This window comes from Streptomyces sp. NPDC005181 (assembly GCF_040608395.1).
Taxonomy (GTDB): Bacteria; Actinomycetota; Actinomycetes; order Streptomycetales; family Streptomycetaceae; genus Streptomyces.
This window is the reverse complement of sequence record NZ_JBEXID010000087.1, coordinates 1-18,876: the sequence shown is the minus strand read 5'-3', so window position 1 is coordinate 18,876 and position 18,876 is coordinate 1. Positions and strand designations below refer to the sequence as shown.

16 protein-coding genes and 4 pseudogenes are annotated in these 18,876 nt (G+C 68.3%); 12 read left to right on the top strand and 8 right to left on the bottom strand.

From position 1 onward, the window contains the following. Nucleotides 1-66: 66 nt before the first annotated feature. Nucleotides 67-450, bottom strand: a pseudogene (locus ABZV38_RS33120) (IS5 family transposase); the annotation flags it as partial. A gap of 10 nt (nt 451-460) precedes the next feature. On the opposite strand from ABZV38_RS33120, the pseudogene ABZV38_RS33115 reads away from it, so the two are divergent. Beyond that, nucleotides 461-760 (top strand): annotated as a pseudogene (locus ABZV38_RS33115) (transposase); the annotation flags it as partial. A gap of 39 nt (nt 761-799) precedes the next feature. On the opposite strand, the gene ABZV38_RS33110 reads toward ABZV38_RS33115, so the two are convergent. The 3 genes from ABZV38_RS33110 to ABZV38_RS33100 form a co-directional block, all read right to left on the bottom strand. Further along, the gene (locus tag ABZV38_RS33110; protein ID WP_356332143.1) at nt 800-1,321 is read right to left on the bottom strand and encodes a hypothetical protein; all 522 of its coding nucleotides are present in this window, start codon (nt 1,319-1,321) and stop codon (nt 800-802) included. Between the two features lie 292 nt (nt 1,322-1,613). Next, nucleotides 1,614-1,967, bottom strand: a complete 354-nt coding sequence (locus tag ABZV38_RS33105) for a flavoprotein (protein WP_356332149.1) — start codon at nt 1,965-1,967, stop codon at nt 1,614-1,616. Nucleotides 1,968-2,144: 177 nt separating this feature from the next. Continuing rightward, entirely contained in the window at nt 2,145-3,653 is a 1,509-nt protein-coding gene (locus tag ABZV38_RS33100) for an alpha/beta hydrolase (protein ID WP_356332142.1), read from the bottom strand. A gap of 97 nt (nt 3,654-3,750) precedes the next feature. On the opposite strand from ABZV38_RS33100, the gene ABZV38_RS33095 reads away from it, so the two are divergent. Together ABZV38_RS33095 and ABZV38_RS33090 are read left to right on the top strand one after the other, a co-directional pair. Beyond that, a complete protein-coding gene (locus ABZV38_RS33095; protein WP_356332141.1) occupies nt 3,751-4,686 on the top strand; it encodes a MerR family transcriptional regulator in 936 nt (311 codons plus the stop codon). Nucleotides 4,687-5,304: 618 nt separating this feature from the next. Next, nucleotides 5,305-5,448 (top strand): annotated as a pseudogene (locus ABZV38_RS33090) (IS5/IS1182 family transposase); the annotation flags it as partial. An 8-nt stretch (nt 5,449-5,456) separates the two neighbouring features. Here ABZV38_RS33090 and ABZV38_RS33085 read toward each other — a convergent pair. Next, the gene (locus tag ABZV38_RS33085) at nt 5,457-5,885 is read right to left on the bottom strand and encodes an SRPBCC family protein (RefSeq protein ID WP_356332140.1); all 429 of its coding nucleotides are present in this window, start codon (nt 5,883-5,885) and stop codon (nt 5,457-5,459) included. A 486-nt stretch (nt 5,886-6,371) separates the two neighbouring features. Between ABZV38_RS33085 and ABZV38_RS33080 the strand changes: the two genes are divergently transcribed. After that, complete coding sequence (locus ABZV38_RS33080; protein ID WP_356332139.1) at nt 6,372-7,883, top strand: hypothetical protein; 1,512 nt, start codon at nt 6,372-6,374, stop codon at nt 7,881-7,883. Between the two features lie 78 nt (nt 7,884-7,961). On the opposite strand, the gene ABZV38_RS33075 is transcribed toward ABZV38_RS33080, so the two are convergent. Beyond that, entirely contained in the window at nt 7,962-8,117 is a 156-nt protein-coding gene (locus ABZV38_RS33075) for a hypothetical protein (protein ID WP_356332138.1), read from the bottom strand. Between the two features lie 135 nt (nt 8,118-8,252). Then, on the bottom strand, nt 8,253-8,945 hold the full coding sequence (locus ABZV38_RS33070; RefSeq protein ID WP_356332137.1) for a hypothetical protein: 693 nt from the start codon (nt 8,943-8,945) through the stop codon (nt 8,253-8,255). Nucleotides 8,946-9,066: 121 nt separating this feature from the next. On the opposite strand from ABZV38_RS33070, the pseudogene ABZV38_RS33065 reads away from it, so the two are divergent. Together ABZV38_RS33065 and ABZV38_RS33060 are read left to right on the top strand one after the other, a co-directional pair. Next, nucleotides 9,067-9,306, top strand: a pseudogene (locus tag ABZV38_RS33065) (IS110 family transposase); the annotation flags it as partial. Nucleotides 9,307-9,702: 396 nt separating this feature from the next. After that, nucleotides 9,703-12,216, top strand: coding sequence for a SpoIIE family protein phosphatase (locus tag ABZV38_RS33060; RefSeq protein WP_356332136.1), 2,514 nt, complete (start codon nt 9,703-9,705; stop codon nt 12,214-12,216). A 65-nt stretch (nt 12,217-12,281) separates the two neighbouring features. Here ABZV38_RS33060 and ABZV38_RS33055 read toward each other — a convergent pair whose 3' ends face one another. After that, nucleotides 12,282-12,734 carry an Lrp/AsnC family transcriptional regulator gene (locus tag ABZV38_RS33055; protein WP_356332135.1) on the bottom strand — a complete coding sequence of 151 codons (453 nt, stop codon included), beginning with the start codon at nt 12,732-12,734 and terminating at the stop codon, nt 12,282-12,284. 110 nt (nt 12,735-12,844) lie between these two features. On the opposite strand from ABZV38_RS33055, the gene ABZV38_RS33050 reads away from it, so the two are divergent. The 6 genes from ABZV38_RS33050 (at nt 12,845) to ABZV38_RS33025 (ending at nt 18,343) form a co-directional block, all read left to right on the top strand. Further along, nucleotides 12,845-13,462 carry a LysE family translocator gene (locus ABZV38_RS33050; RefSeq protein ID WP_356332134.1) on the top strand — a complete coding sequence of 206 codons (618 nt, stop codon included), beginning with the start codon at nt 12,845-12,847 and terminating at the stop codon, nt 13,460-13,462. A 52-nt stretch (nt 13,463-13,514) separates the two neighbouring features. Beyond that, the gene (locus tag ABZV38_RS33045) at nt 13,515-13,973 is read left to right on the top strand and encodes a PaaI family thioesterase (RefSeq protein WP_356332133.1); all 459 of its coding nucleotides are present in this window, start codon (nt 13,515-13,517) and stop codon (nt 13,971-13,973) included. After that, nucleotides 13,970-14,947 (top strand): MBL fold metallo-hydrolase, encoded by a 978-nt coding sequence (locus ABZV38_RS33040; protein WP_356332132.1) that lies wholly within the window; start codon nt 13,970-13,972, stop codon nt 14,945-14,947. The genes ABZV38_RS33045 and ABZV38_RS33040 overlap by 4 nt, the downstream gene beginning before the upstream one ends. Nucleotides 14,948-15,463: 516 nt before the next feature. Continuing rightward, nucleotides 15,464-16,105 (top strand): hypothetical protein, encoded by a 642-nt coding sequence (locus ABZV38_RS33035; protein ID WP_356332131.1) that lies wholly within the window; start codon nt 15,464-15,466, stop codon nt 16,103-16,105. A 1,322-nt stretch (nt 16,106-17,427) separates the two neighbouring features. Beyond that, nucleotides 17,428-17,955, top strand: coding sequence for a hypothetical protein (locus ABZV38_RS33030; protein WP_356332130.1), 528 nt, complete (start codon nt 17,428-17,430; stop codon nt 17,953-17,955). Between the two features lie 256 nt (nt 17,956-18,211). Beyond that, nucleotides 18,212-18,343, top strand: a complete 132-nt coding sequence (locus ABZV38_RS33025) for a hypothetical protein (protein WP_356332129.1) — start codon at nt 18,212-18,214, stop codon at nt 18,341-18,343. The last annotated feature ends 533 nt before the right edge of the window (nt 18,344-18,876 follow it).

Genomic DNA, 18,876 nt, shown 5'->3' with positions numbered 1-18,876 from the left:
AGCTGCAGGCCGAGGCCGTGCTCGGCATCGGATCCATGGATCATCTCAGCCATGTTGTCCCTTCGGTCAGGTTGCCAGCCTGCGGTAGCAGATCAGAGTGGCGGCGACGCCAGCGAAGGCCAGGAAGTGCTCGGCCTTGCGTTCGTAGCGGCGGTGCAGGCGGCGGCACCCGGCCAGCCACGCCACCGCCCGCTCCACGGTCCAGCGGTGGCGGCCCAGTCGCTGGGAGGACTCGATGCCCCTGCGGGCGATGCGCGGCGTGATGTTCCGGGAGCGGAGCCAGCTGCGCAGGCGGTCGAAGTCGTAGCCCTTGTCAGCATGGAGTTCGGCGGGCCGTCGACGACGTGGTCCGCGGCGGGAGCGGATGGGCGGGATGCCTCGCACGAGGGGTTCGAGTGCCTGGCTGTCGTGGGTGTTCGCAGCAGAGATCCCGATCGAGAGGGGCAGACCGGTCCTCTCTGATCACGTGTGTGGCGACAAGGCGTGCAGGTCACGTCGGAACCGCCGATACCTGCGGCGGCGGATTCAGTACACGATCCCCGAGCGTCGGGACCAGCGAGCCAACCGCCGGCGGCGCGGGAGCCAAGGCGGTCGCCCTACTGGTCTCGACCGGGCACGGTATGTCCGCAGGAGCGAAGTTGAGCGGTGTATCGACGCGCTCAAGGGGTCCAGAGCCGTAGCGACTCGGTATGACAAAAGGGCCTTCGTTTTCCACGGCACGGTGACTCTTGCCGGGCTTCGGCTGTGGCTCCGTTCCTGATCTTTCCGGCGTCCTTCCGTAGCATCTCTGACGATCGACTCAGTCGTCGGCCGCGACGAGGAGTGTGATCTGCCCAGCCGAGCGGTCGATGAGGACGAATTCGTGGAATTGGTCGTGGACACGCCCCCAGTCGTGGATGGCCTCGTCCTCGAGCTCGCCCAGGTAGTAGATGTGGTCGGCCGCGGCCAAGCGGTCGAGTACCTCCCGCTGCAGATCCACTTCGAGCTCGGCGGGCACGTCCCCGAGCGGGTCCACCCACTCCCGGAGGATGTGCGCGCCCTTCTCTCGGCTGATGGTCTCGTAGAGGTCGGGGGTTACCAACCTCAGCCAATACGGGCCGTGTCTGGGTCCCTCCGGCAGCACTCCGCCACCTGCGTAGTCGTCCCGGAACTGTTCATGTCCGATGAGTGCCGCGAGCAGCTCCCTGTCGCCGACGGACTCTGCGGGGAGCCGCAGACGCTTGATACTGACCCACCTAAAGCCATGCGACCTCGAATCCTGGAACTTGTAGCCCCGAAAATTGATGAAGGCGCTGCCCTCGTGAGTGAGCTTGATCCCCATAGCACCACAGCTTAGGAGCCGGATAGGGCATGCCTCGTGAACCCACCGGACAGCCCTTAGGGCAGCGCCCAGTGGCCCAATCGAGGCAGCTCCAAATGGCCTCATTTTGTGGGTTGTTAGTGAAGATCGGGTGTGCCGGTATTGGATCGCGGATCCAGGCGCCGTGCTCGTCGGACAGGTCGGCGGAGTATGAGCCGATGATGACGCGCCGGTCGGGGTGCTTCCGCAGGAACCAGAGCGGTCCCAGCGGAAGGCACGGCGGCACTCCCGTGGCGGGGTGGCATGGACAGCATCACTCGGTCCTCGCGTCCGTCGGCCATGTCGATCCAGGCCTGGTCGACGACGTTGAGGTGCAGCGGCCTGCATCTCCCGGCGCTCGGTGAGGACAGCGGCCAGGGCACCCGGGGATCGGTCCATAGCCATCTGCTGTTCGGCCCGGTACAGGCGACCCCGAGGTGCTGTTTCGCCTGGGGTCGTTTGTACCGTGGCGCGCTCCACCTTGACGTCCTGAAACCACGCCCGCTTGGTTGTCCGCGATGCCCGTCGCGAGCTTGGCGATGTAGTTCGCACTCGCGGGGGCGACGACGTAGCAGTCGGCGACCGAGTGGGGGCGGGGCTCTGTCGGCAGACGAGGTGTGTCCCGCACCGGGGCCGGGGTGGTGCGGTCTCCTTCCTGGTCCTCGTCGGGGCGGTGGCGACAGGTCAGCTGGGGGGCGGGCAGGGCTTGGATGCAGGTGTAGGCGTCGGTGCCGTCCTGGCTCCAAAGCCAGTCGTCGGCGAGTTTGATGATGCGTCGGCGGCCGCCGCGGACCAAGCGGGCGGGTCAGACCAGGAGGTGGGCCAGGACTGCGTGGTGGGCGGCTGCCACGGCGTGGCGGGAGTCGCCGGTGTGGTCGGCCACGTCGAAGCCGTGGTGGCCGGCCGGGACGTCGATGGTCTCGATCCGGGCGTCGGCGGCCTTGGCGGCGGCCAGGAACTCCTCGACGGTGGCCGCGATCTCGGCGTGTTCCAGGCCGACCCGGGTAAGGACGATCGGCAGCTCCCCGGCCGTCCGCACGGCGGCCACGGGGCGGAACCGCGCGTCCACGGCGCTCCAGCCGGGGAGCGGCGCGAGGACCGGGTAGTTCGCGGCGACGCAGCGCAGCCACGACGGCGGCGCGGCGAGCCAGTCGGTGGCGAGCAGCCCGCCGGCGGAGAAGAACCACAGGGCAATGCGGTCGGCGTCCACCCGCGGGTCGGCCCGGACGAGTTCGACGGCCGCGGCGATGTCCTCGGCGGCCCGCGCGTAGTCGGTGAGGGCGTACAGGCCGTGGTCGACAGTCACGCCGACGACGTCCCGGCTCGCCGCGTAGCGGGCGTGGCCGGTGTAGATCGGCCAGTCCCGCGGGGTGGGCCGCAGCTGGGCAGGGACGGGGCCGCCGTGAACGAACACGACGGCGGGCCGGGGTCCGTCCGCATCCGGCAGGTGGAGGTCGACCGAACCGATTCGCTCGCGCGGCCGCTCGGGGACGTCCAGCACGAAGGGCTTGAGGTAGAAGGGCTGTTCGTCGCCGCTCGCGGCGATCCGGTGCCCCTCGCCGGCGGCCGCCCGGAGCAGGACAGCGGCCAGCTCGTCGGGGGCGGAGAGCATCGGCCAGTGCCCGGTGGCGAGTTCGAAGAAGGTGACCCGGGGGTCGGCGAGCGCCCGGAACTGCGGCGGCCCGCTCCGCACCAGGGTCTCGACCATGGCGATGGTCATCCCGCCGGCGGTGCAGAAGACGCCAGTGGTGGGCAGTCCGGCGAGCGCCTCGGTCAGCCGCAGCGGCTGGACGAGGGTGCCGGACGGCTGCGGCGCGGCGTAGCCGTCCAGCTGAGCCAGCGCCTCCGCCGAGAGGCCGGCGGTGCTGCCCCAGCGCTGCCACCCGTCGGACTGCGGCGCGGGGACCCGCCAATCGTGCTCGGCCGGCCCGTCCCGGCGCAGCAGCCGCTCGCGGACCTCCTGGTCCGGGACGAGGGCGAGGGCGGCGTCGCCGTCCTGCGGCATGCCGGCGTCCAGGTGAACGATCCGGCTGATCCGCTCCGGACGGCGGTCGGCGGCACCCAGCACCGGGTGGATGGCGTAGTCGTGGCCGACCAGCACCAGCTCCGGCGCGTCGAGGTGGTCGATCAGCTGCACCACGTCCTCGATGTGCGTCTCCAGGTCGGTGCCCGGCCCGGCCAGGTGGCGGCGCTCCGCGAGGCCGGTGAGGGTCAGCGGGTGCACCTCCGCCCCCGACTCGTGCAGCCGTTCGGCGGTCTCCCGCCAGACCAGGCCACCGGTGAAGGGGCCGGAAACCAGTACGAACGCCGTCATGATCGCCTCCTTGTGTGCCTCGGTCCGCGCGGCCGGCCGTACCGGTCGTCCGCGCTCGCACGTACGGTAGGAACTCCCCCTGAGGGAGGTTCAAGCCTTGTCCCCTGACGGCATGTGGAGCATCGGCGAGCTCGCCGAGCAGGCGGGCGTCACCGTGAAGACCGTCCGCTTCTACTCCGACCGCGGTCTGCTGCCCGAGACCTCCCGCAGTTCCGGCGGGCACCGGCGGTACGGGCCCGACGCGTTGGAAAGGCTGCGGCTGATCCGCTCGCTGCGCACCCTCGATCTGCCGGTGCCGGAGGTGGGCCGGGTGCTCGACCACGGCGACGGGCTGGCGGACGCGCTGGAGGACGCCATCGACGGGCAGCTGCGCGAGCTCGGCTCACAACTGACCGCGCTGCGCTGGCGGGAGGCCGCCCTGCAGCTGATCCGGGACTGCCCGGCCGAGGAGCGCGCCGACCGCCTGCGGCTGGTCGGCAGGGTGTCCACCCCGCCCAGTACGGCCGCGCTGGCGCGCTTCTGGCGGGGCGCGCTGCCAGTCCGGCTGTCGCCCCGGCTGGTCTCCTCGATCCTCGAGTACGCGGTTCCGCAGCCGCCGGCGGACCCGACGCCGGCCCAGGTGCTGACCTTCGCCCGGCTGTACGCCATCGCCACCGCGCCCTGTCCGGCCACCGACCCGCGCCGACCGGCGGGCAACCGGACCGACAAGGGCTGCCGCCCCGACGTGCTGTACGACGGCTTCTTCGACGCGTACACGCTGGCCGCAGCTGACCTGAAGACGAACCGGGCACCGGAGCGGGGGCAGGCACTCGACTGCTTCGTCGCGGCCCACGCCGACTCGCGCGGGCTGCGGGACAGCCCGGAGTTCCGCCGCAGGCCCCGCGGGCTGCTGACGCTGGCCGCCGATCCGATGGTCGACCGGTACTGGGAGCTGACCGGCGAGCTGACCGGCTCGCCGGAGCCGACCCTCGGGGCCGCCCACGAGTGGCTGCGGGCCGCGCTGGACACCGACGTCGCCGCAGCGGCCGACTGAGCGGGGCACGCCCGCTCAGTCGGCCGGGTACCCTCGCGATCACGGTCGATCCCACTGTGCCGGTCCGGCCACCGCCATCCTCGACCGGCTCCCTCACCACTGCGACGTCGTCCCGATCGACGGCCCACGGCGAAGCCGGCGTCGCCTGACGCATCAGTCAGACCATCAACGCCCGGGTGGTGTGCTATCGCCCCGGAGCTGCCTGTCCAGATATTCGATCAACCTGGTCTCGCTCCCTCGTTCACGACACTCCCGTTGATCGCGGGGCAGCGGCGCCAGGGCATCAACGAGGAAGCGCTTCCGGGGAACGTGGACCATCGAGCCGGAAAAGACGTCTCCGGTCCTGCCACCCGAAGAGCACTGGCCGCCGCCGCCTACACCCTCGCTTCGAGGGCCGCATCGTCCTTCGCACCTTCGTGATGCCGGTCAGGCACGTCGAGCATGTGTCGGAGTTGGCATACGGTGAGTCCGCGGAGCTTGGCCCCCTGCTGCAGCGAACAAGCGCAGCTGTGACCGTCACCCTGGACCCAGATCAGGTCTATGTCTGTCTGTTCCCACGCCGGCGCGGTGGCCGGCCACCTCCACTTCCCGGTGCAGCCTGCGTGCCGAGACGGCATGGCCCGCTACATCGTTGGATGCTGCTTCAACCGGCTCAAACGGTTCCCTGCAGTCGCGACGCGCTTCAACGGACTCGCCTACCGCTACCGCGCTGGAGTCGTCATCGCGTCACTGATTCTGTGGCTGCACAAGCCAACGACGTGATCCAAGGCCTAGTGCTGGCTCTCCAGCAGGTCCTTGAACTTCTCCAGGTCGGTCCGCACTGTGTCCTCGATCGCATGGACCTGGGCGAATCCCTTCGGGCCGCCGAAGGTCGCCCGCACGGTGTCCGGGTCGTACTCCAACCGGACTTGCAGCTGGGTGTGCTGGTCGTCCAGCGGGTTCACGGCGAAGGCGACTTTCAGCTCCGGGCTGTCCACCGTCCAGTCCATCACCCGGCCCTTGCCACGATCGGCGATGTGAGTCTCGAAAGCCTGCTCGTCGTCGCCGATCCGGACGTCGAGATGGGCTCGGCTGCTGCCGTGCGCAGCGGCACTCTTCACGCCCTCCATGAACATCGGGTACTCATCGATGCGGTGCAGCTGCGCCCAGACCTCCTGCGCCGGGACATCAACGTTGACCTCTTCTTCGAGCCTGCTCATCGTGAGCCTCGCTTCCCGGCCCGGCCGCCCGGGCCATCGATACCTCCAGCGTGCTCTGCTCCCCGCCCCCCGGCCACCCAGCCCGGTTGTGGCTCAACTTCCGCGATCCGGTCACGCTCCGTGAGCGCAGGGGGCCTTGTGCAGCGGGACGGGACACCGGGGCCGAGAGCGACCTCCGAATCCGGTGGCAGCAAGACTGACCATGTGCCACAGGGTGATAAGAATCTTGGCCAACTGGTGAAAACCAACGTGTCCCAACCGCCTCAAGCGACGTCATGAGTCATCCGAGAAACCTAAGCAGCCGCAGAAGTCGCCGGTGTCGGCGCTGGCGCCACTCCTCGGCGAGCTGCTGGGCGAGCTGCGCGCGGTCGATGTAGCCTCCACAGCTTCGAGCGCCACGCTCTGGATCTCGGCCGGTTCGAGGGCCTTCGACCTCACGTCGAAATCCACGAGCCATTCGGTCACGGCCCCGGCAGGATGCCCTCTGTGAACCATGTCCTGTGCGGGCTCGCTGCCAATACGGCCCTGCCGTCCAAGCTGGTCGACCGCCTGATCGCGGTCGCGGACGCCGACATCGCCGCGGACCTCGCTTGTCGCGCAGACCTCAGCCATGACCAGGCGGTTGTATTGGTCTCGCGCGTTGAGGAGAGCGCAGTGCGGCTTGCGTACAAGGGCCGGCTGACCGCCGCCGACATCGATCCCGCGGCACAGCCGCATGCCGCCCTCGCCTTGCTCAACGACCGTGCCCGCAGCCCGGAGTGGGCGCGCCTCCTCGCGGCAGATCCGGTTGTTGAACGCCGGGAGAAGCTGGCTGCTTGTTCCGGCCTCCCGTCCGATGTGGTGGAGAAGCTCGCAGCGGACTCCGACATCCGAGTGGTCGCGGAGCTCGCGTTGTGGACCACACCGGAAGTGGCCGCCAGGCTTGCGGGGCATCCGCATGCCGAGGTCCGCCGTGCGGTAGCGGCCAATGAGGCAACGCCCCAGAACGTACTGGCAGCGCTGATCACCGGTGAGGGGCTGGCTCCCGCGCTGCAGTGTCTGGTCTGCGACCGCGAAGAAACGCCGTTCGTGCATGATCAGCAATGCCCGCGGCTCGACTGCGATCTGCTGCCGGGCGCCTCGTGCGACGGCACCCACGAGTCCGCCATGCACGACATGCAGGAGGCGGCACTCCGGAACCCGGCCACACCCACCGAGGCCGTCGTCGGCTTCGCCGACCATCCTTCAATGCTGCTTCGCTGGGCACTCGCCGCCCGCCCAGACCTGCCCTCGGAGGTGTGCCGACGGCTCGCTGTAGATCCCACTCCCGGTGTCCGAGCCGACCTCGCCGAGAATCCTGCGATCGACGACGCCCTGATCCGCGTGCTGGCCAGCGACCGTGGCCAGGATGTGCAGCGCCGGCTCGCACACAACCCACACGTGCCGCTCGACGTGCTCACTCGCCTGGCCGGCACTACCAGGATCGGCGCTACCCTGCTGCCGCGGATCGCCGCTGCCTCCCCCGTCGAGGTTGAGGAGCTGGCCCAGTCACCGAACGCGGCCGCGCGGATGCTCCTGGCCCAACGACGCGATCTGCCAGCCGAGATTCGCGACGCGTTGGCCACCGACCCCGACGCGAGAGTGGTCAAGTCGATCGCTGCGCACCCGGGCCTCTCCGAAGCACAGTTGCGCACCATGGTCGACCGGCACGGAGTCCGGGTCGTCACCAAGGTGGCGGCCAACCCGGACGCTACTCCGGCGCTGCTGGAGGACCTGGCCCGGCACGAACCATCGGTGCAGAAAGCCTTCCGCGCGGTCGCCCGGCATCGCAATGCGACTGCTCCGGCGCTGTTCGCCTGCCTGGAGGACAAACAAGCGAGGCCCGTAGCCGCTGGCCATCCGGCCCTCCCGCCGCCGGTCATCGTCGAGCTGCTCACCGACGCCGACTGGCAGGTGGTGGAAGCGGCGGCCGCCAACCCGTCGCTGCCGCTTGCCGTGATGTCGGATCTGGTGCCCTAGCAGTAAGTGCCCTGCACTCCAGCTGAAACGCTCAGCCCGCCAACTCAAGCGCAAACCCGCCAACTCAAGCGCTCCTTACTAGCGATCGACATGGGCAGCGCCGATCGCTCGGCCAGCCGCTTCGAGGTTCCCCGATTCCCGTCGCGCCCAGCTCAGCAGAAAGACTGCGTTGCCCTCGCCGAAATGGTCACCGAGTCCGCGGAAGTCCGCCAGCGCCTGCCGAATGATCTCCACGGCATCCTCGCCCCGGCTGAAGACGCGCACTGCGACTGCCTGATGCGGCACGCCGGAGTGAGGAAAAGTGGTGACCAGGTGCGGGTGTTCGGGATGGCCCGGGAATGGGGCCGAATCCAAAGGTGCAGCGCTCCTTCATGCCGACAACCTCAAGAGGACTCCGGCGAGCTGCCGTTGTCGAAGATGACACCGTGCTCGCCCACGCGCACCGGCACCTTGACCCAGCGGGCCTTGTCTTCGACGGACGCGGCGTACTGGCAGCGGTGACCGGTGTCTCGGTCGTACGAGTTCGAGGTCCGGCACCTTGCCGCAGCGCAGATGCTTGCTGACCTGGTTGTAGTCATTCCAGAACTCGCCGTAGACAGACTTCGCCGTTAGCACGGCCTGGCCCGCGTTGGTGATTTCGCACGGTCTCAAATCGCCGGCCGGCTCGTCGAAACGGACGGACCAGGGGACCTTTACGCCGTCGTAGGTGACGGTGCACCGTGTGGTCACGCCTGGCTCCTCAACCACCTTGCCGCCCTCGCACGCGGCGCTGGTCTTCCCCGGTATCCCGGCCATGGCCACGGTGCGCTTGCGCATCGTCCACAATGCCCGTTCGGTGATCGCGGCGTCGTCGGCGGGTTCCGGCGGTAGGGCGTCGAGCAGTGTCTTCACCGTCAGGAGTCCGGGCTCGGCCGAGGTGATCGCGACGGGGAGTTCCTTGCCGCTCTTCGGCGGTGCGGAGTCCGCAGGGCGGGAGTCGCCGTCATCCGATCCCGACCCGCCGCAGCCCGCGGTGACGAGAGCGATCATGGCGATGCCCAGGAGAGTTCTACTGATGCGCATGCTGCCCAACCCTGGCTACGCGGCCGGTTAAGGCGGTCGCGGTGGGCTTGAGTCTTCGCTGTGGGTGATGACGCCTGACGACCCCTCGTCGAGCAACACAGCAGGCTTCTGACAAGCAGGGACGATCCGCGGCGAACAGCGCTCCCGGAGAGGAAACAAGCAGCTCAAACGGGCCTTCTTCCTCTCCGCGTTCGCCACACTGGCCGACCCGGCATCCCCGGCCTACTACGACAAGAAAGTCGCCCAGGGCAAGCACCACACCCAGGCCCTGCTCTGCCTCGCCCGACGCCGGGCCGACGTCCTCTTCGCCATGCTCCGGGACGGCATCTTCTACGGACCCCAACCCGCCAGATCGGGTTGAACCAGCGAGATCTCACTGATCCACATCATCAGGCTCCCCTCACACAGGGCAGTCACGCTCGTCAATCGAGCCCATGGCGACCGGGTGACCGCAAAAATCGCCAGGACCCATCGCGGTCGGGGTGATGGAGGACATGTCCGAGCGCACCGTGATCAACGTCTACCGGGGCATGGGGGCCCCGGCCTTGTCACAGATCAGAGCACCATCCGGTCAATTAACCAAAAGGTGCAAATCGTGCCGAATTGATATCACCACCTGCGCCTGGAATCGAGAACGGAGATGCGGCACACGCCGGGCAAGCAGTCCACCCCGCCGTGGTCCCGGTCGCCGTAGCCGCAGCCGTCCGCGCATCGACTTCCCGCACCCACCCCTTCCCCACCTGAGAGTCCCAGTACGATGATCAGCACCGGCAATGCAACACTCAGTGATCAATTGAACACGCATGAGACTTCCGAGTCGGCAGTCGCGATGTTCGACGAGCATGGGGCGGTGGTCGCATGGACGCAGGCCGCCGAGCGGCTCGTCGGGCACTCCGCCGGGGACGTGGTGGGCCACTCTGCCGCACTGGTCCTGCCACTTTCCGAGGAAGCGCCGACGATTTCGGCGTTCGTCGAGCAGTGCCGTGCCCAAAATGGCTGGTCGGGCACGACGCCGGTGCGCCACCGAGACGGCCGCATGCTCAACATCAACCTGCGGATCTCCATGTTGTGGGGGCAGGACGGAACAGTCCGGTGGCTCATGTCCGTGACCGACATCGGCACGCTCTCCAAGGAGGCAATGAACGGATCGGTGCGGGAGTCGCTGCTTACCCGCGCACCGATCGGCATCGTCGTTCGTGACCCGCAGCTGCGCTGCATCTGGGTGAACGACACGATGGAGCGCCTTGACGGCATTTCCCGTGACGAACGGCTCGGACGGCTATACACCGATGCGCGGCCCGATGTCAAGGCCGAAGCAATCGAGACAGTGATGCGGCAGGTACTCCAGAGCGGCACCACCAAGGTCCACCAGTACCGGAAGTCGCCGCCGACGAGTCCGCGCCAGGAGCACACCATGGCGGCTTCGTTCTTCTGCCTCCAGGACGCCGACGGCGAAGCGCTGGGGGTGTGCACCATCAACGTCGATGTCACCGAGAGCCGGCGGGCGCTCGAGCGCCTCGCCATCCTCAGCGAGGCCAGTACGCGCCTTGGCAGCACCCTGGACGTGATGCAGACCAGCCAGGAACTGGCCGACCTCGCCGTGCCCCTGCTCGCCGACTACGCCGTCGTCGACCTGGAGCAGTCGGTCCCGTTCGGCGAGGGGCCCCCGGTCCGCATCGGCCCGATGGACGGGCGCCTCCCCGCGTTCCGACGTGCCGGTCTGGCCTCGATCCACCAAGGGGTCCCGGAATCCCCGTGGGTGCGCGGTGAGCCGGTCCCCGTGACGCCCGCCTCACCCGTCACCGGCGTCCTGCGCACCGGGAGGTCCCACCTGGAGGCGATCCTGGACACCGCTCCGGGCACGTGGATCGACGAGGACCCGGCACGGGCGCAGAAGATCCGTGAGCACAGCATGCACTCCCTGATGGTCGTACCCATCCGTGCGCGGCGCGGCCTGCTGGGCGTGGCGCTGTTCGTCCGCACCGAGGACCCGGTGCCGTTCCAGGAGTTCGATCTGCTCCTTGCCGAAGAACTCGTCAGTCGCGCTGCGATGTCGATGGACAACGCTCGCCGGTACGCGCGCGAACACAATGCGGCCCTCGCGCTGCAACGCAACCTGCTCCCTCGCCGTTTGAGGGGCGGTGCGGCGGTCGAGGCGGCCTCGCGCTACCTGCCCGCCGACATGGACCACGGCGTCGGAGGCGACTGGTTCGATGTGATCCCGCTGTCCGGCGCCCGGGTGGCCCTTGTAGTCGGCGATGTGGTCGGACACGGCATCAACGCCGCCGCGACCATGGGCAGGCTCCGCACCGCCGTCCACACGCTTGCCGACATGGAACTGCCCCCCGACGAACTGCTGACTCACCTCGATGACACGGTCCAGCGACTGGCCGAGGAAGACGCCGACGCGCCGGACCAGACCGCCACGGTGGTGGGCGCCACGTGCATCTATGCCGTCTACGACCCGGTCACCCGGAAGTGCACCATGGCACGGGCCGGGCACCCTCCGCCCGCGATCATCGACCCGCAGGGCCGAATCACTTTCCCCGATCTTCCCACCGGAACCCCGCTGGGCACCGGGATGGGGGTCCCTTTCGAGGCCGTGGAGCTGGAACTGCCCGAGGGAAGTCTCCTCGCCCTGTACACCGACGGCCTGATCGAAACCCGCGACCACGACATCGACGTGGGAATACAGCGCCTGGGCACCGCCCTGGCACAACCGGATCGATCCCTGGACGACCTCTGTACCCGCGCGATGGAGACCATCCCGGGGCAGGCACCGTGCGACGACGTCACCCTGCTCCTCGTCCGCACCCGCTCGATCAGCCCAGCCCACGTCGCCTCCTGGACACTGCCGAGCGACGAGACCGCAGTCCACAGCGCCCGGGACATGGCAGCCTGTCAGCTGGCCGAATGGGGCCTGGAAGGTCTCGAGGACGCCACGAAGCTGATCGTCAGTGAACTGGTCACCAACGCCGTCCGCCACGGCACCGGCCTGATCGGTCTGCGTCTGATCCAGCACCAAGTCCTGACCTGCGAAGTGTTCGACACCAACGTCGGCTCCCCGCTTCTGCGTCGCGCACGCACCATCGACGAGAACGGCCGCGGCCTCTTCCTGGTCGCTCAGCTGTCCCGCAGATGGGGCACCCGCTCGGTATCGGGCGGCAAGGTCGTCTGGGCGGAAGAAGACCTGGCCTCCGCGCCCTCACATGCCCGGGCCCTCGGTACACCGCCCGCACGCGAGGAGCAACCGGCATGCGTGTCAAATTGACGAGAATGACAGGGCGTGTGCCGCGCCGGCACCGCCGGAGAAGGTGCTTGGAGTGCCGGCGATCGTTATTCGGGCAGCGGTCGGTCGTCGATGACGTGTTTCATGACGAGGGTGGAGGTCAGGCGCTGGACGCCCGGCAGCCTGGCCAACTGCTGGTCATAGAGCTGCTGGTAGGCGGCCAGGTCGGTGGTGGCGACGCGCAGGAGGTAGTCGGGTTCGCCGAAGAGGCGCTGGGCCTGGATGACGTTCGGGATGGTGGTGACGGCTTCTTCGAAGGCGGTGACGGTGTCGCGGTCCTCCCAGCGCAGCGTGGCGAAGATGAGGGCTTCGAAGTTCAGGCCGACGGCGGCCGGGTCGACGACGGTGCGGTAGCCGCGGATGGCGCCCTCGCGTTCGAGGTCGCGCACGCGGCGGTGGCAGGGCGAGACGCTCAGCTGCACGCGGGCGGCCAGCTCGGTGACTGTCAGGCGGCCGTCCACCTGTAGCTCGGTAAGAATCTTCCGGTCCAGGGCATCCATGGGGAAGATTTTCCCTCATCGAACGCGATCACGGGGTAAAGACGGAAACACTTTCGGGCAAATCACGCCTAATCTTCCCTCTCAGAGGAACAAGGAAGTGAGAGGGATCGATGGACACGACGACAGTGGCAGCTTTCCTGGCAGTGGATCTGCTGCTGGTGTTCATCCCGGGCGCGGACTGGGCCTACGCGATCTCGGCGGGGCTGCGGGGCCAGTCGGTCGTCCCGGCGGTCGCCGGGCTGATAGCCGGATACGCGGGATACACGCTGCTCGCCGTGGCCGGTCTGGTGGTGATTGTGGCGAGCTCGACGACGGTGCTTACCGCGCTGACCGTCGCTGGGGCCGCCTACCTGATGTGGCTGGGCTGGGGTGTCCTGCGTCGGCCGACGGTGCTGGGCGCGTCCACGGAGGCCATGGCCTCCTCGCGCGGGCAGATCATGCTCAAGGGTGCCGGGATCAGCGGTCTGAACCCCAAGGCGCTGTTGCTGTACTTTTCGCTGTTCCCGCAGTTCATCGACCCCGCGGGCGGCTGGCCCGTCGCCGCGCAGACCGGCCTGCTCGGCACGCTCCACATGACGGCTTGTGCCCTCGTGTACCTGGCCGTCGGCATGCTCTCCCGCAGCGCCCTGAATACCCGGCCCTCGGCGGCCCTGGCGGTCACCCGCGTCTCTGGTGCCATGATGATCGTCATCGGTGGGTTCCTGCTGGTGGAATGCCTGGCCGGCTGACGAACCCGCCCCGCGCCGTTCACAGACCGTGATGTCGGTCGAAGGAGAGCACGTGGAAGACCAGACGCAGCAGGAACAGGCCGGCCCCGAGGTGCAAAAGCGCATCCAGGACAGCTTCGACCGCCAGGGGCTGATGGCCCACCTCGGTGCACGGATAACCCACATCGGACCCGGACGCGTGCACATCGTGCTCCCCAGCCGGCCCGAAGTGACCCAGCAGCACGGCTACTTCCACGCCGGCGCCACCAGCGCCATCGCCGACAGCGCCGGCGGCTACGCCGCCTACACGCTGTTCCCCGAGGACACCGAGGTGCTCACCGTCGAGTACAAGATCAACCTCCTCGCGCCCGCCGTCGGTGAGTACATCAAGGCGGTCGGGACGGTCCTGAAGGCCGGACGCACGCTGACCGTCTGTCGGTTGGAGGTGTTCGGCGTCAAGGACGACGGCGAGCGGAAGCTCGTCGCCAACGGGCAGCAGACGCTGATCCGCGTGAACCGGCCCGAGCAGTGAGCCCGCAGCCGTCGTTGCCGTCCTGGGCGACGTGGTGGCAGCGGCCGTTCCCGGACGCCAACACGCTGCTGCTCCACGGGCGGCAACCGGCCCTGGTCGACACCGGGTTCGTGGGTCATGCCGAGGAGACGGCCGCCTGGGCCCTCGCGCACGCCGGGGAGGTCGGCCTGGTGGTGAACACGCACTGGCACTCCGACCACGTCGGCGGCAACGCCTTCCTCCAGACGCAAGGCGCCGCCGTCGCGGCCGGGGCACTGGAGGCCGAGGCCATCAGGCGCCGGGACCCGGGCTGCTGCGCGGCCGAGTACCTGGACCAGCCGGTCGCCCCGTACACGGTCGACGTGCCGCTCGACGACGGACAGGTCCTCCGGCTCGGGGACGCCGAGTGGGAGGTGGTCCTGACCCCCGGGCACACACCTGGGCATCTGGCGCTGTGGCAGCCGGAGGAGCGGCTGCTCGTGGCCGGGGACGCGCTGTCGGACTACGACGTCGGCTGGGTGAACCTCGCCCTCGACGGGCTCGACGCGGCCACCACCGCGCTCGCTTCCCTCAGGCGGATGGCCGACCTCGCCCCGCGGGTGATCCTGCCCTCCCACGGCCCGGTCCCCGCCGACCCCGGTGCTGCCTTCGCCGCCGCCCTGCGCCGTACGCAACGGCTCGTGGACGACCCGGACGGGGCGGTCTGGTACGGCGCCCGGCGGATCTTCGCGTTCGCCCTGATGATCCGCGGCAGCATCCCGGCCGACGATGTCCAGCCGTACCTGCACGCTCGAGCCTGGCTGACCGACGCCGCCCGGCTCCTGGACCTCACGCCCGAGGCGCTCGCCACCGAACTGGTCACGACCATGCTCGGCAGCGGCGCCGTCGTCCTCCGCGACGGCCGCCTCTACGCCGCCGCCGACCACACCCCTGTGGCGGCCGAGTCGTTGCGCGTGCCGTACCCGCGCGCATGGCCGGTTTCGGAGCCGCACTGACTCGCGGGGGAACGCGGACGGGCGAGAGGCCTTCAACAAGGCCGGTCTCGACCCGCCCACCACCTGGAGGCCCAGAAGAAGGGTTCGTACTGCCCGGAGCCTCCGCCTCCGCCTCCGCCCTCCTGAACGCACCCTTCCTGTGGCCGACGGTAGCTTCGCTGCTGTATAGCCAGGGTCCGGTGGGGACTACTCAGGACGCCGATCGCGCGCCACGCCGCTCCCCCGCCGGAATCGCGGAGGAACGATCAACGCCCAGGCTCCCGGCTTACTACCGGCGACCTGGGCCTTTGCCATACTTCCTACTGGTGGGCGTGGGCGGATTCGAACCGCCGACATCTGCGCGGACTGCGACAGTCACTAGATCCCAATGGTGGTTGTCAAGACGGCGCGGACCGCCGCGAGACGCTCCCTGGACTCGGCTACCCACTCTTCGTGATGACCGTTAGACAGCCGGGTGGGCAGGAGGCCGGGGTAATCGGAATGCGGCGCGGGCGGGACATACCGCAGACTCCACGGGTGATCGTTTTGCAGCCAGTCCTCGAGATCTACTCCCCCGACGACTTCACCCTGTGGCCGGTCGCCGAGTCCGCGCCGTACGGCTTCCTGCCGCTCAGCGGCGCGCTCGACGCTGCCGAGGTGGGCACAGCAGTGATGCGCATCGCCGACTGCAACGACATCGACCCCGCGGACGACGACCGCCCGCCGCGGCCTACCGACCCGCTCGGGGGCTTCCTGCACGGACTGCTCACCATGGACGACCTCTTCGCGTCTGGCGGCCTGCGGATCACTGACACCACAACCGGCACCATCCTGCTGCCGGGCTGCTGCAACGGGCTGGAGGAGCGGCGCGACTGGCTCGAGGTCCTCGACGGCGACGGCTGGGCCTCCTTCGGCCACGACCCCTCCCCACTCGCCGAACGCCTCGGCGAAATCGTCCGACTGACCGTCGACGCCGAACAGGACGACAGCCCGGTGATCGAACTACCCGTCATCGAGCTGCGCCGCCTACTCGCCGACGCAGAGCGCGACCTGATCGACTTCCTCCAACTGGCCGCCGCCTGGGCCGCGCAGCTTTTGCCCGACCACGCCATCCACGTCACCGCCGCCCTCGCACGCGCCTTGGACCTACCTGCACCGCTGGTGCCGCCGAAGCCATAGGGTCGTGCGTTGGCGCTCTAGCAACTCAGCGTTGTCCAGGTTCATCCAGGCACACAGCTTGAGCGACTCGACTGCGCCGCCCACGTCATAATCGGCGAACCATTCGGCAAACTCAATCCGTACAGTCGTGACCGGCAACCATGAGCCCTTTCGGGTGTCCAAGTGGAGGTGCCCCATGCCCCTGTTCCGGTCATGGTGAGAGGCTCTTCGACACCCACGATGTCGTCCCCGGACGTTGAGTAGTCGCCGCAGACGTCAGTGGCAGTAAAGCTTCCGTCCGCGGAGAAGGTGAGGCGTCCGTGCGCCTCGTCCCGCCAGGTACCCATCAGTTCCTCAGGCGACAGGGTCCGAGGCGGACCGGGCGGTTGCGGCGCGGGATAGAAGAGGATGCATCCCGAAGGCAGTGTTCCCAGCGCTGCGCAGGTCAGTACGGCTCTGAGCGCCGCGCGCGTCCCGAAGTTCATACCTCGCATGTGCAGCCCGCTGGCCGACTCGCCGCCCCCTGCAATACCTTGGACACTCATCATGCACCTGACGATCGCAGCGCTCGTACCGGCTCTCCGGTCCCGTCTCATGCAGCCGGAACAGGTGCCGACGGCGTGGGCAGTCGGCGCACATAGGCGCATGCCCTCCTGAGCCTTGTGCTCACTCGACACTTTTCCAGGTGGGAGAAATCCGGGTAGTCCGTGACCGGCCGCCGGCTACCGCGCTGGGACCGGTGAAGATGGCGAGCCAACCGGTCCCGTTGAAGTAGCACATGAGGCCATCGTCCCCGACGTCCGCCAGCGCTTCCGCGGGAACGACGAACTCGGGCGCCCTGAGGGGCCCTTAGCTTGGGAATCACCGTTCACGTTGGCCAGTTATGTGCCTGACCTGCGAGGAAACGGGTCTGCCGTGACGTCTACTTCGCTATCTGCAATCTGGCGTTGACCGTGGTTGACCGCTCGTTCTGGTGCTCATCTGGTTCAGCTCTCGTGCGGTCAGATGATGAGGCAGACGGCCCATGTCGCACCCCGGGTCCCGCCCTTTACCGTGCGGACGACCTCATCAACGGGAGGTTAGCAGTGGCGGTTGAGCCAGCAGGCTGCGGCAGGGCCCTGTCTTCTTGCCCTGGGTCTTGTCTCCAGTCTTGGTGAGCTGGGTCTTTGCCGGTCGGGGTGGTGTGGGCCCGTGGACAAATGGTTGTTGTTGGTCGCCGTTGGGTGATGGCGAGCGGCCTCGGACGACCCAGGGACGGCCCGGAGAGGCGGCATCGGTGCATCTCATGTCGGAGCTGCGGGTATGGTGCGGCCGCGATCAAGCATCGAGTTTGGGGAGGGGCTTTGGGAGCGAAGACGGGTCTGCTCGTGTACGCCGACAACGATGTGTCGGACCAGTTGCGACGAGTGGCGCCAGCGGACCTGGCGCGGACGACAGGTCAGAGTATGGCCTCTCGTCGCTGTGTAGCGGCTGTTTCGGTCCGCGCGCGGGTCGTCGCGGTAGCGGCCACGTCCTTGCTGGCTGCAAGTTGCGGCATGCTGGACGATCCGGTCAAGGACCGCTGGGAGTCTAGAACTGAGTTTTCAAGTTGTGGCAAGGTGAGCTTGGCTCAGGGTGAGGAGATACAGAAGCAGGCGGTGCGGGAAATCGTCTGCCTCCGGCGAGCCCTGGAGAGTGGCGGGAGCGCAGAACTGAAGGTGACTTATCCCACTGTGGAGGGTGACCCGATTCGCGAGTACTACCGCTTGACGCCGCAAGGCAGGCTTGAGGTGTACACCGACAGCACGGACGACCGCTACTCGGACCATAAGTGGTCGTTCGCTGAGTGCTACACCCCGGAATGGTTGGCTGAGATTTCCTGCGATCAATGACCAGGCCAACGCGATGAGGTCGTCTATGGCCTCCTGGCAACCGACTGGAACCCCCAACGGGGTAGCCAAGCAGCCCCGAGGTGCGCTCAGTAGTCGAAGAAGTGAATGGGGGCTCCCCTGATCTGGGGCCTCGTCAGCGATCAATGCTGTGACCTGCGGCCGGGCCGTCAATGGTTGTCAGTCGGTCGTCCTTGTGCGGCCCCGGAGCGCGCGCTCTGGGGATGGGATGATCTCCCTCGGAGGCGTGCGAGTGGACATGCTTGAACTGATGGGGTGGCTGGCCGAGCGCGGAGTCACGACCGTGTTCAAGGTCGACGGTGACCGCATGGTTGAGCGCAGGAAGGCATGGATGGTCATCGTCAGTGGTGGGCCGCTTGGCGAGAACTGAGTTGGGCTTCGCTCACGAGTCCGAGCCTAGCGACCGCAGCCTCGGGAGGCGCCGGCGCTATCGGGATCACCGCTTTAGGAGCGAGGTGGGGCGAGTTGGGCGCTGGCCTGCAGGATCCTTGCGTGTGCTGACGTCAGTCTGAGGAGCCGTCAGTGTCGCGGAGTCCCCGTGATTCCCCGCTCCTTCTGGCACGGCTGTGGCACGGGCTGACCCTCTCGATGCGAACTACGGGCGGGGCGGTTGCTGAGGGCCGCTGAGCTGGTGAGGCGGGCGCCCCAAGCCGACAGCGGTCGGCTTCAGTCACGTCGGTTGCTGTACTTCTGTGCTGTACCGGGCAGTCGGAAGGGCCGGTCTCGCATGGCCGGCCGGATCAGCGGTGGACGCTGGCCCGGGTGAGGAACGTGATCGAGCGGCGCTTCCACGTGGTGACGTGGCCCGGCTAGTGTTCTGCGCCGGGAATTCGATCAAGATATGAAGCGAGGCGTTGAAGGATCTCGTCGGCGTCCTTCGTCCAGACGAAGGGCTTCGGGTTG

Coding starts and splice junctions, on each gene's coding strand:
- ABZV38_RS33050 (WP_356332134.1), top strand. CDS start 12,845: ATGGACACGACGACAGTGGCAGCTTTCCTGGCAGTGGATCTGCTGCTG.
- ABZV38_RS33025 (WP_356332129.1), top strand. CDS start 18,212: ATGCTTGAACTGATGGGGTGGCTGGCCGAGCGCGGAGTCACGACCGTG.
- ABZV38_RS33085 (WP_356332140.1), bottom strand. CDS start 5,885: ATGAGCAGGCTCGAAGAAGAGGTCAACGTTGATGTCCCGGCGCAGGAG.
- ABZV38_RS33055 (WP_356332135.1), bottom strand. CDS start 12,734: ATGGATGCCCTGGACCGGAAGATTCTTACCGAGCTACAGGTGGACGGC.
- ABZV38_RS33070 (WP_356332137.1), bottom strand. CDS start 8,945: ATGCGCATCAGTAGAACTCTCCTGGGCATCGCCATGATCGCTCTCGTC.
- ABZV38_RS33110 (WP_356332143.1), bottom strand. CDS start 1,321: ATGGGGATCAAGCTCACTCACGAGGGCAGCGCCTTCATCAATTTTCGG.
- ABZV38_RS33060 (WP_356332136.1), top strand. CDS start 9,703: ATGATCAGCACCGGCAATGCAACACTCAGTGATCAATTGAACACGCAT.
- ABZV38_RS33100 (WP_356332142.1), bottom strand. CDS start 3,653: ATGACGGCGTTCGTACTGGTTTCCGGCCCCTTCACCGGTGGCCTGGTC.